A 16556-nucleotide genomic window follows, 5' to 3' on the forward strand; every position below is an offset into this window, starting at 1 on the left:
TCGGGTTTGTCGAACACTGACCTCCCCCTCCACAGCTCCCGCAGCCCCATCGAGACGGATGCCGCAGTCATCGGCGCCGGCCCGGTCGGGCTGTTTCAGGTTTTTCAGCTCGGACTGCAAGGCGTTCACGCGCACCTGATCGATGCGCTGCCGCATCTGGGCGGCCAGTGCGCGGAGCTGTACCCCGACAAGCCCATCTACGACATCCCCGGAATCAAGGTTTGCACCGGCCGAGAACTGGTGGCCCGGCTGCGCGAGCAGATCGCGCCTTTCGCGCCGACCGAACACCTCGGCGAACAGGTCACCACCCTCGCCGTCCAGCCCGATGGCCGCATTCTGCTGGGCCTCTCGTCCGGCACGCAGCTGCTCGCCCGCTCGGTGTTCATCGCGGCAGGCGTCGGTGCGTTCGTGCCGCGCGCGCTCAAGCTCGAAGGCATCGAATCGCTCATCGGCTCGCAGGTCTTCCACCATCCGGCCAACGTGAGCGCGGCCACCGGCAGGAATGTCATCGTGCATGGCGGTGACGCGGCTGCCGTGCGCGCGGCCATCGAGTGCGCCGACATCGCGCGCAGCGTCACGCTGCTGCATCGCCGCGACGTCTTCCAGGCCGAGGCCGCCGATCTCGAACAACTTCAAAACCTGCGCGATGCGGGCCGCATCCGCGTGCTGGTCGCTCAGATCACCGGCGTCGTGAAGAATGACTCAGGCCAGCTGGCCGGTCTGCAGTTACTGGATGCCGACGGCAACGATGCCAGCGAGGCGACCGAGCTGCTGCTGGTCTATCTCGGCATCTCGCCGCGGCTCGGCCCGATTTCGGATTGGGGCTTGGCCATCGAGCGCAAACAGCTCGTCGTGGACCCCGCCAGCTTCGCCACCAGCGTGCCCGGCATTTATGCGGTGGGCGACATCAACACCTATCCAGGCAAGCGTCGATTGATTCTCTGCGGCTTCCACGAGGCCACGCTGGCGGCCTTCGCGGCGGCGGAGCAACTGAGCGGCGCCCCAGTCGCCCTGCAGTACACGACCACCAGTGCGAAGCTGCACGAGCGGCTTGGCGTGGAGCATCATCGGGACTAGGACGCGTCGCCGTGGAGGGCGTCCGACACCTCGATGTACAGCGAACTCAGCAGCCCCATCACCTTGATCGAATGGCGCGAATAGTCGCCGTGGCGCAGCATCTGCGCTGCCTCTTCCGTATGCCTGTCGTCATGCAACTGCACGATGCGCCCGGCGGCCAGATGAAACTGGCCATGCGCGACCTTGAGGCCGCCGAAGGACGGCAGATGGCCGAACTGAACGGCGCCGCTGCCGTTGATCCATATGCCCAGATCGCACTGGTCATCGCGGCAGAGTCTGGCGGCGTCGAGCCTCTCCAGAGACTCGTTGCTGATGTACTTTTGCAGCCGCACCTTCCACGCGCGGTGCACGCGAATGGCCGACGCGAAGTCCAGTCCGCCTGCATCGGGGGTCTCGGTGGTCTGCCTCGGGCGCGGAGCACTCAAGGGCAATGGCACGACCACGGAACCGCTCGCGCGAGGCGCCTTGTCGGCGTCACTCGCGGCCGGACTTGGCGTTTCCTCGCTCTGCGGCCCCTTGTTCAGCCAATGAAACAGACCCATGATGTGTCTCCTCTTGCCTGTCCATGCATATGACAGGAGGGACTGTAATGCGCGCGTTCGCATTTTTCAATTACAAATTTAACAACAAGCAACACTCACGCGATAGAGGGACATGAATCATGCGTGTTCGCACGAACCTGACTCAGGCGGCGCGTGGCTGGGTATCCGCAACCTCGACATAAAGCGTGCTCAGCAGTCCCATCACCTTGATCGAGTACCGCGAATAATCGCCGTGCTTGAGCATCTGCTGCGCATCGTCGGTGAGCTGGTCGTCATGCATCTGCACGATGCGCCCGGCGGCCAGATGGAACTGGCCGTGGCTCACCTTGAGCGCGCCGAATGACGGCAGATGGCCAAAGTCCGATGCGCCCCGGCCATTGATCCACTTGCCCAGCACGCATTGGTCGTCGCGGCAGATCACGCGGTAGTCCAGCTTTTCCTCGGATTCGTTGCCCAGATACTTCGCCAGACGCACCTTCCAGTTGCGATGCGCCTGAATGGCCGACGCGAAATCCAGACCGCCCGCGGTCTGCTCGGACTCCTGCACTGCTCCGGGCACCGGCGCCGCTGCGGGTTTGCTTGAGGGGACCAGCGCGAGGCCGGGCGCTCCCGCTTGCGCAGACTCGGGCCTGACATCGGCGCTCGCCTTGCGCTGCGCGGTCGATGGCTTGGTTGCCGGCTCGGCACGTTTGCCCTTCATCCAGTCGAAAAGTCCCACGGTTCACTCCTTGGAGTTGAGTTGAATACAGCCGTCGCCCAACGCGTTTTAATTTGCGACTATTGATTCCATTGCGTTAATTTATGTAATTTCCATTGCTGACTTTTTTCTAATAGATTCTTGCTAATTCAAATGTTGTTGACACTTTTGTGCATTCCTGGGTGAAGCGGAAACGCCTCTCGCGACGCACTGCCCCCCGTATGGCTATACTCGCGCGTCGCTAGGGGTGTTGCTGTTGGTCAATGTTTGAATTGACCCGCATTGGCTGAGAAAGTCCCTTTGAACCTGTGAGTTAATCCTCGCGCAGGGAAGCTGTCTGCAACGAGTCGAACAAACCAGCGCGCCCGCGCGACTGTTCCAGCACCAGACGACGCCCTGCGCATCCTTCCATCTCTCCCGGAGCGTGCATGCTGCAGTCAGGCCACCCATCGAAAACCACCACCAACGAGGCACTGGTGCCCCTGTCGGTCGACCAGCGGGTTTTCCGCACGATCGACCATGCCGCGCTCTGGTTCAGTCTTGGCGTGGGTCTGCTGGTCATGCAGGTGGGCTCGTTCCTCATTCCCGCACTCAGCATGCAGCAGGCGCTGCTGGCGATCGTGCTGGGTTCGCTGGTCGGTGCGGGACTGCTCGGCTGGGTGGCCAAGATCGCCGCCGACAGCGGCCTTGCCAGCGCCGGGCTGATGCACACCGTCTATGGCCGCCGCTTCGCGAGCCTGCCCATCATCCTGAACATCGTGCAGCTGATCGGCTGGGGCACCTTCGAGCTCGTGGTGATGCGTGACGCGACAGTCGCCATCGGCCGCCAGTCGGGTGTCATGAAGGACGCTTGGTGGCCGATTCTCGCGACGCTGGTCTGGGGCGGCGTCGTGGCGGCGCTGATCAGCGGCTCCATGGTGCAACTGGTGCGCAAGGTGATCGCGCGCGTCGCGCTGCCGCTGGTCGTGCTGTCGCTGCTGTGGCTGACCTGGCAATTCCTCGCCGTGGCGTTCGACCTCGGCATCAACGTGATCTGGGACCGACCCGGCCAGGGCGGCATGGGCGTGATGCCCGCGCTCGATCTGGTGATCGCCATGCCGATTTCCTGGCTGCCGCTGGTGGCCGACTACGCGCGCCACGGCAAGACCAGCCAGGGCGCGTTGCGCGGCACCTGGATCGGCTACGCGATCGCCAACATCTGGTGCTACTCGCTCGGCGTGCTGGTCGCTCTGGTGCTGCCTTCCGCCGATCTGGTGACGGCGCTGCTGCTCGCGCAAGGCGGCCTGATCGCCGTGTCGCTGATCCTCATCGACGAGGTCGACAACGCCTATGGCGACGCTTACTCCGGCGCCGTCTCCACCCACAGCCTGCTGCCGCGCTGGAGCGTGCGCAACTGGGGCGTGGTGATCGCCCTCGCCTGCACCGGCATGGCGCTGGTGCTGCCGATGCACAGCCTCGAGCCCTTCCTGCTGATGCTGAGTTCGGTCTTCGTGCCACTGTTCGGCGTGATCCTCGGCCGCCTTGCCTTTGGTGCGAACACCCACCGACTGCTTGAAGAGGCTCGCAACGTCCACATCGTGCCGGTGATCATCTGGATCGCGGGCATCGCCTGCTATCACCTGCTGCCGCTTGTCCTGCCCGCGCTGGGCTCGGCGATCCCGACGCTGGCGATCTGCTTCGTGGCGACTCGCCTGCTGGTGCGCACACGCTGACGCTGGCCCCGCTCACGCTCACGCACGAGAAATCGCGAAATTTGTTGGAACTTTGCGGCGCGCTGGCCCTCCCTTTCTGGGTTGCTCATCTTTTTGAATGAACAACGCCCAACACAAGGAGAACCAGCGCAGTGCTTTCTACAGCCGCATCCCGCATCACCACTACCCGTTTCTTGTCCACCCGCGCACTGGCCACCGCCTGCGTGCTTGGCATGAGCCTGCTCACCGCCACGGTGGCCGAAGCACGGGAATTCGTCAGCATCAAAGGCAAGACCGTCAACGTGCGCGAGCAGCCGAACACGCGCTCCGCGACGCAGTGGGAGCTGGGGTCGGGCTATCCGCTGCAGGTGCAGCAGCGCAAGGGCCAGTGGCTCAAGGTGCGCGACTATGAGGCGACGCTCGGCTGGGTGCACGCGCCGCTGACGAGCAAGACGCCGCACCGCATCGTGACCGCGCGTTCGGCCAATCTGCGCGCCGCGCCGTCGGGCAACGGCAAAGTCGTGGGCAAGCTGCAGCGCCACGAGGTCGTGCAGACCGTCCAGAATTCGGGCACCTGGGCGAAGGTGCGCACCGAGTCCGGCAAGCAGGGCTGGGTCGCAAAGAACCTCACCTGGGGCTGGTGACCAGTCCCGCCTGCTTTTTTCGCGTCAGCCGATGACGACCTGAGCGATGGGGGCGTAGCCGTGGTTCAGCGGGCCGTGTCCCCGGCCCGTGTGCACGTCCGCGCCCGCTGCAATCGCCCCGAGGATATAGGCGCGCGCCTTTTCCACGGCCACCGGCAGCGATGCGCCGAGCGCCAGATGCGAGGCGATGGCCGACGACAGCGTGCAGCCCGTTCCGTGCCCGTTGTGCGTGGCGATGCGCTGGGATTCGAGGCGCAGGTGCTCGGCCTTGTTGAGCGCGAGCACATCAACCACCCAGTCGCCCGGCAGGTGACCGCCCTTGAGCAGTGCGGCGCGCGCGCCGAGCCCGAGCAGCGCGTTCGCGGCATCGTCCAGATCGGCCTCACCCGCAATCTTGCGGCCAAGCAGCCAGCCCGCCTCGTCGAGGTTGGGCGTGACCACTGCGGCCAGCGGGAACAGCTCACCCACCAGCGCGGCCTCGGTCTCCTGCGCGATCAGGCGGTCGCCGCTGGTGGCCACCATCACCGGATCGAGCACCACATTGGGCAGGCCATGGCGACGGATCGCGTCCGCCACCACACGCACCACCTCGGGTGAATGCAGCATGCCGATCTTGACGGCGTCAACGCCGATGTCCTCCACCACCGCGTCGATCTGCGCGCGCAGAAACTCCGGCGGCACGCCGTGGATGCCGCGCACGCCCTCCGTGTTCTGGGCGGTGAGCGCGGTGATCGCGGTCATGCCGTAGCAGCCCAGGGCGCTGAAGGTCTTGAGGTCGGCCTGGATGCCCGCGCCGCCGCCGCTGTCGGAGCCGGCAATGGACAAAACGCGTGCGTAGCGACGCTTGTCTTGCTGCGTCTGAAGTTCTTTGCTCATTGAAAAATTATCGTGTATTCCGCATCGCCTTTTCTACATACGGAATCGCTCACCACAACCGATACAACGCGAGGGACATGAACCAGTTCAATGATTTTGGCGCCGTCATTGTGTTGTAATCACCACTCGGACGAAACAGGGGTGCCCACGCGAAGCGTGCGGCTGAGAACATACCCTCTACCCGATCCAGACAATGCTGGCGTGGGGAGTTTCTGCAAAAGAGCGGCACCGGCGTGTTTTGTCCATTTGTTGCCTATTGAAGAGATAGGGTTGGAACTGGACGAAATAGGACAAGATGCTTCCGCTTCAAAAAAACTCCACGATCACGATTCTGGGCGCGGGCCTCATGGGCCGGCTGCTGGCCGTCGAGCTGGCGCGCAAGGGCCGCCGCGTCGAGGTTTTCGAGGCGCAGGGCCCCGATGCGCAAGGCGCCGCCGCGCGCGTGGCGGCAGCGATGCTCGCGCCGCTGGCCGAGTCGGCCGTGACGGAACCCGGCGTGGTGCGCATGGGCCAGTACGCGCTGCCCCGCTGGCAGGAACTGATCAGCCAACTCTCGCAGCCCGTGTTCTTCCAGCAGAACGGCACCCTGATTCTCTGGCACCGGCTTGATGCGGGCGAGGCCACGCGCTTTCAGCACAAGCTCACCCAGACGCAGACCCAGATCCCCGAACTCCAGCCGCTCGAAATGCTGAACGGCGCGCAGGTTGATGCGCTCGAGCCCGCCGTCGCCAGCCGTTTCGCCAACGGCATGTACCTGCCCGGCGAAGGCCAGCTCGACAACCGCCAGCTGCTCACGGCGCTCGAGGTCGCAATGACCGAGCTGGGCGTGAAGGTGCACTGGAACACGCCGAAGCAGCCCGAGGACGTCACGCCCGGCAACGCCGATCTGGTGCTGGACTGCCGCGGTCTCGGCGCCAAGCCCACCTGGAATGCGCTGCGCGGCGTGCGCGGCGAGGTCGTGCGTCTGCACGCGCCCGAGGTCACGCTGCAGCGCCCGACGCGCCTCGTGCATCCGCGCTATCCGATCTACATCGCGCCCAAGGAAAATCACCTGTTCGTGATCGGCGCGACCGAGATCGAATCGGACGACATGTCCCCCGCCAGCGTGCGCTCGACGCTCGAGCTGCTCTCGGCCGCCTACGCGGTACATTCCGGCTTCGCCGAGGCGCGCATCTTGGAAATCGCCACGCAATGCCGCCCCACGCTGCCCGACAATCTGCCCGCCGTGCGCCAAGTGCGCAAGAATGTGCTCGAAGTGAACGGTCTGTACCGCCACGGTTTCATGATCTCGCCCGCCATGCTGGATGTGGTCATGGAAGTGCTGGAGACCGGACAATCCACACTCGCTCCCCGTTTTGATCTTTCCGTGCAGCTGGATTGAAATCCACCGCACCCAAAGCGATATCACCATGAACGTGACCGTCAACCAGAAGAACATCGACCTGCCAGACAACGCCACCGTCGCCGACCTCGTGGCGCAGATGCAGGCCAAGCCACCGTTCGCCGTCGCGGTGAACCTGCAGTTCGTGCCCAAGGCCCGCTATGCGCAGCACGCGCTGGCTGCGGGCGATGCGGTGGAAGTCATTGCGCCGGTCACCGGCGGTTGATGGAACCTTCTCCCATCAGCAAAAAACAAAAAAGGTTGAACCCAACATGTCCCCTACTCCCGACACCGATCCATTCGTGCTCTACGGCCAGACGCTGCAAAGCCGTCTGCTGCTGGGCACCGCCCGCTACCCCTCCCCCGCCGTACTGCAGGCCGCCGTCGCGCGCAGCAAGCCCGGCATGGTGACCGCGTCGCTGCGCCGTCAGGGCAGCAACGCGGCCGAGACCGGCAGCAGCTTCTGGGAACTGCTGCGCAGCCTGAACGTACCGGTGCTGCCCAACACCGCCGGCTGCCACAGTGCGCAGGAAGCCATCACCACCGCACAGATGGCACGCGAGGTGTTCGACACGCCGTGGATCAAGCTCGAGTTGATCGGCGACGACTACACGCTGCAGCCCGATACGCTGAATCTCGTCTCCACCGCCGAGCACCTGATCCGCGAGGGCTTCTGGGTGCTGCCGTACTGCACCGAGGATCTGGTGCTGTGCCAGCGCCTGGTCGACGTGGGCTGCCAGGCCGTCATGCCCTGGGCCGCGCCCATCGGCACGGGCCGTGGCCCCATCAACCCCTACGCGCTGCAGATGCTGCGCGAACGCCTGTCGGTGCCGATGCTGGTGGATGCGGGTCTGGGCCTGCCCTCGCATGCCTGCCAGGTGATGGAGTGGGGCTTTGACGGCGTGCTGCTGAACACCGCCGTGGCGCTGGCCACCGATCCGGTCGCGATGGCAGGTGCGTTCGCTGATGCGGTCAGTGCCGGTCGCGCCGCGCGCACCGCCGGCGCGATGACGCCGCAGGACTCCGCCCAGCCGAGCACTCCGGTGCTGGGCACGCCGTTCTGGCACCACAACAATGGTTGAGCCCATGCAAAACGATCTGACCGTGGATGCGATGACACAGGCAATTCTGGCTGCGCACGCCAGCGCCTTTGCCGATTTTCCGCCGCAGCCGGAACCGCCCTCCGGCAAGGACGATGCGGTCTACCGTGCCGCGCTCGCCGCCTGCAGCCAGCTGGGCTTCATCGGGCACGACGCCGACTGCGTCGCTACTGCCTGGCAAGCACAGACCGCACGCACCGGACGCTTCGATGCGGCCGCATGGCCCGTGGAACCAGCGGACTTCGGCCTGCAGCCCGTGCCGCATGCCAAGCCCTTCGCCGCCTGCCCGAATCGGCTCGGCCTCTACGCCGTGCTGCCTGACGCCGCCATGGTCGGCCGCATGGCCCGCGCCGGCGTGCCGACCGTACAACTGCGCTTCAAATCCACCGATCCTGCGGCCATCGAGGCCGAGGTCCGTGCCGCCGTCGAGGCGGTGCGCGGTACCGGTGCGCACCTCTACATCAACGACCATTGGCGCATCGCGATTGCCGCGGGCTCCTATGGCGTGCATCTGGGCCAGGAAGATCTCGACGCGCTCACGCAGGAAGAAATCTCGACCCTGCGCGAGTCCGGCGTGCGCCTTGGCGTGAGCACCCACGGTTATGCAGAGATGGTGCGCGCCGATGCGGTCGCCCCGAGCTACATCGCCATGGGCGCGGTGTTTCCCACGACGCTCAAGAAAATGGCCACCGTGCCGCAGGGCGTGGCGCGCCTTGAGCGATATGCAAAGCTGATGTGCAACTACAGTCAAGTCGCCATCGGCGGCATCGGCCTCGAGCAGTTCCCCGAGATCCTCGCCACCGGCGTGGGATCCATTGCCGTGGTGCGGGCCATCGTCAATGCGGCCGACCCGGAGAAGGCCGCCGCCGAGCTCATGCATGCCATGGGCTCATGACGTCAGGAAAAATTCTCACATCTGACAAACGTGCCATGTGAGCACTCATGCCGCCATAATCGCGGCATGAGCAGCACATCCATTACTTTTTCTCAGGTCGGCATCGTTGGCACCGGTGCCATGGGCCGTGGCATTGCGCAGATCGCCGCACAGGCGGGCAGCAAGGTTTGCCTCTTCGACACCAACCCCGAGGCGGCAGTCGCTGCGCAAAAGCAGATCGAGCAGCAATGGCAGAAGCTCGCGGAAAAGGGAAAGATCGATCCGGCCAAGGTCACGCAATGGTCCGCCCTGCTCCAGCCGGTCACGACGCTCGGTGATCTCTCGAGCTGCGATCTGGTCATTGAAGCCATCGTCGAGCGCCTCGACGTGAAGCGTGAACTCTTCGCGCAACTCGAGACCATCGTCGAGAGCACCGCCGTGCTGGTGACCAACACCTCGTCGCTGTCGGTCACCGCGATCGCCGCCCAGCTCAAGTCTGCGCATCGCTTCGCGGGCTACCACTTCTTCAATCCCGTGCCGCTCATGAAGGTGGTCGAAGTGATCGCCGGACTCAAGACCGACGCCGTCACCTGCGAGCGCCTCACCCAGTACGCCCGCGAGATGGGTCACACCCCCGTCACCGCGCAGGACACGCCGGGCTTCATCGTCAACCACGCGGGCCGTGGCTACAACACGGAGGCGCTGCGCATCCTGAACGAAGGCGTGACGGACATCGTCACCATCGACCGCATCCTGCGCGACCAGGTCGGCTTCAAGCTCGGCCCGTTCGAACTCATGGACCTGACCGGCCTTGACGTGTCGCATCCCGTCATGGAGTCGATCTACAACCAGTACTATCAGGAGCCGCGCTACCGCCCCAGCGTGATCGCCGCGCAGCGCGTGGCCGGTGGCGTGTTCGGCCGCAAGACCAGCGAAGGCTTCTACCAGTACGACAACGGCGTGCAGCAGGTGCCCGAAGAGCAGCCGGTTCCGCAGGTCGATCACATTCCACCGGTCTGGGTCTCCACCCGCGCGGCCCGTCGTGCAGAGCTTTACCAGTTGCTCAAGGATCTCGGCGCGCGCATCGAAACCGGCCAGTCCCCATCCTCCGAAGCGCTGACGCTGGTGGCGCCGCTCGGCTTCGATGTGACGACCGTGGCCGTGGTCGAGCGCCTCGACCCCGCGCGCACCATCGGCATCGACATGCTCATCGACGACGCCGCCACCAAGCGCCGCGTGCTCGCCACCAACCCGGCCACCCGCACCGACTACCGCGACGCCGCGCACGCCCTCTTCGCGCGTGACGGCAAGAAGGTCTCGGTGATCCGCGACAGCGGTGGCTTCGTGACGCAGCGCGTCGTGGCCGCCATCGTCAACATCGCCAGCGACATCTGCCAGCAAGGCATCTGCAGCCCCAAGGATCTGGAAACCGCCGTCACGCTGGGCCTCGGCTACCCGATGGGACCGCTTGCCATGGGCAATCTCTGGGGTCCCACCAACGTGCTCGAAGTGCTGTTCAACATGCAGACCGTCTACGGTGACACCCGCTACCGCCCAAGCCCCTGGCTGCGCCGCCGCGGCGCCATCGGCCTGAGCCTGATGCACGAAGAAGAGTGATGACGGCGTGATCTGAACACCGCACAGAACCAGAAAGAAGAGACGAACCGCCATGCCCGCCGAACTCAAAAGCTCCAGCCACGATCACACGCTGATCCTGACGCTCAACGACCCCAGCACGCGCAACGCGCTCAGCCCCGACATCTACGCGGCCGGCGTCGAGGCGCTCAACGGGGCCGAGCGCAACCGCGACATCCGCAGCGTGGTCATCACTGGCGCGGGCGGCATGTTCAGCGCGGGCGGCAACCTGAACCGGCTGCAGGCGCGCAGGCAGGAAAGCGCCGAGGAGCAGGCGCGCGGCGTGAACGCGCTGCACGGCTGGATCGACACCATCCGCAACTTTCCCAAGCCGGTGATCGCCGCCGTTGAAGGTCCGGCGGCCGGTGCCGGTTTCTCGCTCGCGCTGGCCTGCGACCTCATCGTCGCCTCGCGCGACGCCGTGTTCATCATGGCCTACGCACGCGTGGGACTGTCACCCGACGGTGGCGGCACCTGGAGCCTCGCCCAATCGCTGCCACGCCAGCTCGCGATGGAAATCCTCATGGGCGCCGACAAGGTCGACGTGCAGCGCCTGCACGCGCTGGGCGTCGTCAACCGCCTCACGCAACCGGGCGATGCCCTGAACGAAGCACTGGCACTGGCGAGCACGCTCAATCAGCGCGCACCCAACGCGCTCACCAGCATCAAGGAGCTGGTCACCGAAGCCAGCGGCAACAGCCTGCATGAGCACCTTGACCAGGAGCGCAATCACTTCGTGAAAAACCTCTCGCACGCCAACGCGGGCGAAGGCATTGCGGCCTTCTTCGAGAAACGCACTGCCCGTTATCAGTAAGATGAAAGGCTTGCAGAGGCACCGGTCACGCGAGTGACAGCCAGTGCCATGTCAGTCACCCAAAAGACAGCCTATGGACGAGCCGATTCTTAGCATAGAAGAACGTGAAGCGATCAACAGTGGTCGCTGGTTTTCATCCTTGTCGCCTTCGCTGCGGCATGACATTCTTCGATGCGCTTACGTCAAAAGATTTCGCGATGGAGGGCTGATCAGTGCGCGCGGCGATCCACCGGACGAGTGGATCGCCTGCGCCCGTGGCGCCGTGCGCGTGAGCTCGACCTCGATCTCCGGCAAGCAGATCACGCTGACCTACGTGGAGCCCGGCATCTGGTTCGGCGACGTGGCGATGTTCGACGGAGACCGCCGCACGCACGACGCCTACGCACATGGCGACTCGACCATCCTGTGCGTCGCCCGCGCCGACTTCAAGAAGATTCTCTCGCAGCACGCCGAACTCTACGACGCCCTGCTCCAGCTGCAGTCGCGCCGCATCCGTCAGCTCTTCGGCCTGGTGGAAGACCTGAACACCCTGCCCCTGCGCTCACGCCTGGCCAAGCAGTTGCTGCATCTGGCCCGCAGCTACGGCGTGCCGAGCCTTGCGGACGGCGACGAGATCCGCATCGGCCTGCAACTCGCGCAGGAAGAACTGGCGCAGCTGCTGGGAGCATCGCGCCAACGCGTGAACCAGGAACTCAAGGCGATGGAGCGCGAGGACGCCATCCGCATCGAAGCAGGTGGCCTCGTGGTTCGCGATCGCTCGAAACTCATGCGGATCGCCGAGGCAAATTAAGCGCCTCTTGCTCGCGCAGCGCGTGCTTTGATTGCGCTGGCCGAGGCTGCCCCCGGTGGGGCAGTGACTTGCGAAGTGGTGCACGAACGCTCAAAACCGATGAGCATCGCCGCAGCGAATCAAGTGCCTCTTGCTCGCGCAGTGCTTGCTTTGATTGCGCTGGCCGGGACTGCCCCCGGCGGGGCAGTGACTTTTTTGCTTGCGCACAAAAAAGTCACCAAAAAATGCGCTTGAAGTCAGACGATAGAACTCCCTGCGCGACTGCGTCGCTCCGCTCGGGCAACTATCGTGAGTCAGAGTGCCAACCGGGGAAGGCGCTGCTGCACTCTGCGGTGCAGCAGCGATGCACCAGCCCCGCGACGAAATACGCGTCGTCGACGCACTGCGCACCCAACCACTCACCCCAGTCCCTCCCGCATCTCGCGAAATCGCGAGATGCCTCTGCACGAGCGCAGCGACGTGCCGAACACACCTCTTGGTTAAACACTGACTCGCGGCGGTTGCCCGAACGAAGCGCGCAGCGCGAAGTGAGTTCTGCCGCGGGTATTCAAAAGCGCATTTTTGGTGACTTTTTGGGCAAGACCAAAAAGTTACTCCGCCGCCGGGCGGAACTCCCGGCCTCCGCCCTCCACGCCACAGCAGCGCGAACACCAAGCAGAGCACCTCACGCCCCTACATCCAGTGAAATAAGGAGTTTCGAATGAACCAATTCGACGCCTTCACAGGCACCCGCCCAGTCACCGACCGCCACGCGTTTGATGCCCACGCGCTCAACGACTGGATGAGCCAGAACATCCAGGACTTCCAAGGCCCCTTGAGCGTAGAAATGTTCAAAGGCGGCCAATCCAATCCCACCTACAAACTCACCACCCCAAGCCGCAGCTACGTGATGCGCGCCAAGCCAGGCCCGGTCGCCAAACTGCTCCCCTCCGCCCACGCCATAGAACGCGAGTACGCCGTGATGCGCGCGCTCGCAGGCACCGACGTGCCCGTCCCGCAGATGCTCGCGCTGTGCGAGGACGAGGCCATCATCGGCCGCGCCTTCTACATCATGGAGTTCATGCAGGGCCGCGTGCTGTGGGACCAGTCACTCAAAGACATGAACAGCAACGCCGAACGCGCCGCGATCTACGACGAGATGAACCGCGTGATCGCCGCCCTGCACAGCGTGGACTTCAAGGCACGCGGCCTCGCCGATTACGGCAGGCCCGGCAACTATTTCGAACGTCAGATCGCCCGCTGGAGCAAGCAGTACCAGGCCTCGGTCACTCAGCCGATCCCCGAGATGGACCTGCTCATGCGATGGCTGCCCGCGCACATGCCCGCAAGCGCCCGCGACGAACGCCTCGTCTCCATCGTGCATGGCGACTACCGGCTCGACAATCTGATGTTCCACCCCACCGAGCCGCGCGTGATCGGCGTGCTCGACTGGGAGCTCTCCACGCTCGGCCATCCCCTCGCGGACTTCAGCTACCACTGCATGAGCTGGCACATCCCCCACCAGCTCTCGCGCGGCATCGGCGGCCTCGACATCGCGGCGCTCGGCATTCCCGACGAGGACAGCTACATCACCCGCTACTGCGAGCGCACCGGCATCGCGCGCTTCTGCGAGGAGCACGGCATCACCACCCGCGAAGAACTGCGCAGCGACTGGCCCTGGTACCTCGCCTACAACATGTTCCGCATCGCCGCGATCCTGCAGGGCATCGCCAAGCGCGTTGAAGCCGGCACCGCCGCCAGCGCGGAAGCCAAGGCCACGGGCGCGCAGACAACGCCACTCGCGCAGCTCGCATGGTCCTTCGCACAGAAGTTCGACGCGGCAAAACGCTGATCACGACGACTCACCACATTTCATATCAACAGACAAACACTCAGGAGGTTGGTTCACATGGATTTCGACTACTCACCCAAAACCAAGGCGCTGCAGGCGCGCGTCAGCTCGTTCATGGAGCAGCACATCTACCCGGCTGAAGCCGACTACGCGAAAGAGCTGGCGGCCAACACCGCGGCAGGCAAGCGCTGGACGCCGCTGCCCGTCATCGAACGCCTCAAGGAAAAAGCCAAGGCTGAGGGCCTCTGGAACCTGTTCCTGCCGCAGGACACGGCCGAGATCGCGGGCTATCAGGGCGCGGGTCTGACCAATCAGGAATACGCACCGCTCTCCGAAATCATGGGCCGCGTGCCGTGGGCGAGCGAGGTTTTCAACTGCTCCGCGCCCGATACCGGCAACATGGAAACCATCGCGCGCTACGGCAGCGACGAGCTCAAGGCCCGCTGGCTCAAGCCGTTGCTCGACGGCGAGATCCGCTCCGCCTTCGCCATGACCGAGCCCGAGGTCGCGTCCTCCGACGCCACCAACATCTGCACCCGCATCACGCGCGACGGCGACGACTACGTCATCAACGGCCACAAATGGTGGATCTCGGGCGCAGCCGATCCGCGCTGCAAGGTCTTCATCGTCATGGGCAAGACCGACCCGGACGCCCCCAAGCACTCGCAGCAGAGCATGATCGTCGTGCCTGCCGACACGCCCGGCATCCGCATCGTGCGCCCGCTCACCGTGTTCGGCTACGACGACGCGCCGCACGGTCACGTCGAGATATTCTTCGACAACGTGCGCGTTCCTGCAGCCAACATCCTGCTCGGCGAAGGCCGTGGCTTCGAGATCGCCCAGGGCCGCCTCGGCCCCGGCCGCATCCACCACTGCATGCGCACCATCGGCCTTGCCGAACGCGCGCTCGAATTCATGTGCAAGCGCGCGAGCGAACGCGTCGCCTTCGGCAAACCCATCGCGGCACAGACCGTCACGCAGGAGCGCATCGCCGAGGCCCGCTGCAAGATCGACATGGCGCGCCTGCTCACGCTCAAGGCAGCATGGCTCATGGACACCGCCGGCAACAAGGTCGCGAGAACGGAGATCGCCATGATCAAGGTCGTCGCTCCTACCATGGCCTGCCAGGTCATCGACTGGGCCATTCAGGCGCACGGTGGCGGCGGCATGAGCGACGACTTCCCGCTCGCCTACGCCTACACGCTGGTGCGCACCCTGCGCTTCGCCGACGGCCCGGACGAAGTGCACCGCAACGCCATCGCCAAGTGGGAGCTCGGCAAATACCGCCCCGAAGCCACGCCCGCTGCGGCGCCCGTCACACGCGGCTTCTGAGAGCGCGAACACGCTCCGAAGCGATGCCTGCGCCTGCACGCTTTGCACACGATTGCCGCATGCCGCAACATCTGCGGCATGAGCGCATACATCCTCGTCAAAGGCAATCTGCTCGACCAGCCCGTCGATGCCATCGTCAACGCATGGAACCGCAACATCATTCCGTGGTGGCTGCTGATTCCACAGGGCGTCTCGGGCGCGATCAAGCGGCGTGCGGGTCTCGCGCCCTTCCGCGAACTGGCGCGGCACGGGCCGATTCCGCTCGGCAACGCCGTCCTCACCGGCGCGGGCCGACTTCCGCATCGCGCCATCATCCATGTCGCGGGCATCAGCATGTGGTGGCGCTCAACGCCTCAATCCATCAGCGCCTCCACGCGCCACGCGCTCGATCTCGCCGCTGCCCAGCGCTTTGAATCCATCGCCCTTCCGCTGATCGGCGCGGGCACCGGAGGCGGCGGCGAAGACGCGGTGGAGCACCTCATGCACACCGAAATAGAGCGCCACCGCTATGGTGGCGAGGTGCGGCTGGTCCGCTTCGCCAACGACTGACGGCCCGGACCCGGGCCATTGCATGGTTTGCCCGCGTTTGAGGCCACAATGCGGGCCATGCCGATCAACACCCCGCAGCTCATCGACACCGCCCGCCAGATCCTCGAGGTTTCGGCCACCGTCGCCTTCGCGCTCTCCGGCGTACTCAAGGCCGCGCACAAGAAGCTCGACGTGGTGGGAGTCTGCGTGATGGCCTTCATCGCGGCGTTCGGCGGCGGCACGCTGCGCGATCTGCTGCTGGACAACCGCCCGTTCTTCTGGGCCAGCAACGATTACCTCGTCTGGGCCGTCATGGCGATCAGCCTGATGGCCATCGTCTTCCTGCGCCAGAAGCACTTCCACATCACCGAACGCGCGATGCTCTGGCCCGACATGCTCGGCCTCGGCCTCTTCACCGCCGTCGGCGTCGACATGGCCGCCGAACTTGGCATGTCGCCCCTCATCAGCGTCATGATGGGCGTGGTCACCGGAGTCTTCGGCGGCGTGCTGCGCGACGTGCTCTGCGGCGAAATCCCCCAGGCCTTCAAAGACCACCAACCTTATGCGATCTGCGCCTTCGCAGGAGGCTGCGTGGCCCTGCTTCTGCGCCAATGGCCCGGCCTGCCAGAAACCGCCCCGATGCTCGCCTGCGTAGTCGTCACCGCAGGACTACGCGCCACGGCCATGTGGCGGCAATGGCGCATCCCATCCTGGCGAGTGGAGTAAAAACCAAGCAAAGAAAAG

17 protein-coding genes are annotated in these 16556 nt (G+C 64.9%); 14 read left to right on the plus strand and 3 right to left on the minus strand.

Going from position 1 to position 16556, the window contains the following annotated elements:
* The first annotated feature begins 6 nt into the window (after positions 1-6).
* Positions 7-1077, plus strand: a complete 1071-nt coding sequence (locus ISG32_RS08955; protein ID WP_194770670.1) for an NAD(P)/FAD-dependent oxidoreductase — start codon at positions 7-9, stop codon at positions 1075-1077.
* Here ISG32_RS08955 and ISG32_RS08960 read toward each other — a convergent pair.
* The gene (locus ISG32_RS08960) at positions 1074-1619 is read right to left on the minus strand and encodes a CZB domain-containing protein (protein WP_194770671.1); all 546 of its coding nucleotides are present in this window, start codon (positions 1617-1619) and stop codon (positions 1074-1076) included. The genes ISG32_RS08955 and ISG32_RS08960 overlap by 4 nt on opposite strands.
* Before the next feature lie 142 nt (positions 1620-1761).
* Positions 1762-2337 (minus strand): CZB domain-containing protein, encoded by a 576-nt coding sequence (locus tag ISG32_RS08965; protein WP_194770672.1) that lies wholly within the window; start codon positions 2335-2337, stop codon positions 1762-1764.
* 407 nt (positions 2338-2744) lie between these two features.
* Between ISG32_RS08965 and ISG32_RS08970 the strand changes: the two genes are divergently transcribed.
* A complete protein-coding gene (locus ISG32_RS08970; protein ID WP_194770673.1) occupies positions 2745-4028 on the plus strand; it encodes a purine-cytosine permease family protein in 1284 nt (427 codons plus the stop codon).
* A gap of 212 nt (positions 4029-4240) precedes the next feature.
* Positions 4241-4651, plus strand: a complete 411-nt coding sequence (locus ISG32_RS08975; RefSeq protein ID WP_194771007.1) for an SH3 domain-containing protein — start codon at positions 4241-4243, stop codon at positions 4649-4651.
* 24 nt (positions 4652-4675) lie between these two features.
* On the opposite strand, the gene thiD is transcribed toward ISG32_RS08975, so the two are convergent.
* Positions 4676-5527, minus strand: coding sequence for a bifunctional hydroxymethylpyrimidine kinase/phosphomethylpyrimidine kinase (gene thiD, locus ISG32_RS08980; RefSeq protein ID WP_194770674.1), 852 nt, complete (start codon positions 5525-5527; stop codon positions 4676-4678).
* A gap of 295 nt (positions 5528-5822) precedes the next feature.
* On the opposite strand from thiD, the gene ISG32_RS08985 reads away from it, so the two are divergent.
* From ISG32_RS08985 to ISG32_RS09035, 11 genes are all read left to right on the plus strand, one after another.
* Positions 5823-6908 carry an FAD-dependent oxidoreductase gene (locus ISG32_RS08985; RefSeq protein WP_194770675.1) on the plus strand — a complete coding sequence of 362 codons (1086 nt, stop codon included), beginning with the start codon at positions 5823-5825 and terminating at the stop codon, positions 6906-6908.
* Between the two features lie 28 nt (positions 6909-6936).
* Complete coding sequence (gene thiS / locus ISG32_RS08990) at positions 6937-7134, plus strand: sulfur carrier protein ThiS (protein ID WP_194770676.1); 198 nt, start codon at positions 6937-6939, stop codon at positions 7132-7134.
* A gap of 46 nt (positions 7135-7180) precedes the next feature.
* Positions 7181-7990 carry a thiazole synthase gene (locus ISG32_RS08995; protein ID WP_194770677.1) on the plus strand — a complete coding sequence of 270 codons (810 nt, stop codon included), beginning with the start codon at positions 7181-7183 and terminating at the stop codon, positions 7988-7990.
* A gap of 4 nt (positions 7991-7994) precedes the next feature.
* Positions 7995-8903, plus strand: coding sequence for a thiamine phosphate synthase (locus ISG32_RS09000; RefSeq protein ID WP_194770678.1), 909 nt, complete (start codon positions 7995-7997; stop codon positions 8901-8903).
* A gap of 66 nt (positions 8904-8969) precedes the next feature.
* Complete coding sequence (locus ISG32_RS09005; protein WP_194770679.1) at positions 8970-10499, plus strand: 3-hydroxyacyl-CoA dehydrogenase; 1530 nt, start codon at positions 8970-8972, stop codon at positions 10497-10499.
* Between the two features lie 52 nt (positions 10500-10551).
* Positions 10552-11331: an oxepin-CoA hydrolase, alternative type gene (locus ISG32_RS09010; protein WP_194770680.1), complete on the plus strand. Its 780-nt coding sequence runs from the start codon at positions 10552-10554 to the stop codon at positions 11329-11331.
* Positions 11332-11404: 73 nt separating this feature from the next.
* The gene (locus ISG32_RS09015) at positions 11405-12121 is read left to right on the plus strand and encodes a Crp/Fnr family transcriptional regulator (RefSeq protein WP_194770681.1); all 717 of its coding nucleotides are present in this window, start codon (positions 11405-11407) and stop codon (positions 12119-12121) included.
* A 700-nt stretch (positions 12122-12821) separates the two neighbouring features.
* On the plus strand, positions 12822-13952 hold the full coding sequence (locus tag ISG32_RS09020) for a phosphotransferase family protein (protein WP_194770682.1): 1131 nt from the start codon (positions 12822-12824) through the stop codon (positions 13950-13952).
* Positions 13953-14009: 57 nt separating this feature from the next.
* A complete protein-coding gene (locus tag ISG32_RS09025) occupies positions 14010-15284 on the plus strand; it encodes an acyl-CoA dehydrogenase family protein (RefSeq protein ID WP_194770683.1) in 1275 nt (424 codons plus the stop codon).
* 78 nt (positions 15285-15362) lie between these two features.
* On the plus strand, positions 15363-15833 hold the full coding sequence (locus ISG32_RS09030; RefSeq protein ID WP_194770684.1) for a macro domain-containing protein: 471 nt from the start codon (positions 15363-15365) through the stop codon (positions 15831-15833).
* Positions 15834-15890: 57 nt separating this feature from the next.
* Positions 15891-16538 carry a trimeric intracellular cation channel family protein gene (locus ISG32_RS09035; protein WP_194770685.1) on the plus strand — a complete coding sequence of 216 codons (648 nt, stop codon included), beginning with the start codon at positions 15891-15893 and terminating at the stop codon, positions 16536-16538.
* Positions 16539-16556: the final 18 nt, after the last annotated feature.

The organism is Diaphorobacter caeni, from assembly GCF_015354245.1.
Classification (GTDB): domain Bacteria; phylum Pseudomonadota; class Gammaproteobacteria; order Burkholderiales; family Burkholderiaceae_C; genus Diaphorobacter_A; species Diaphorobacter_A caeni.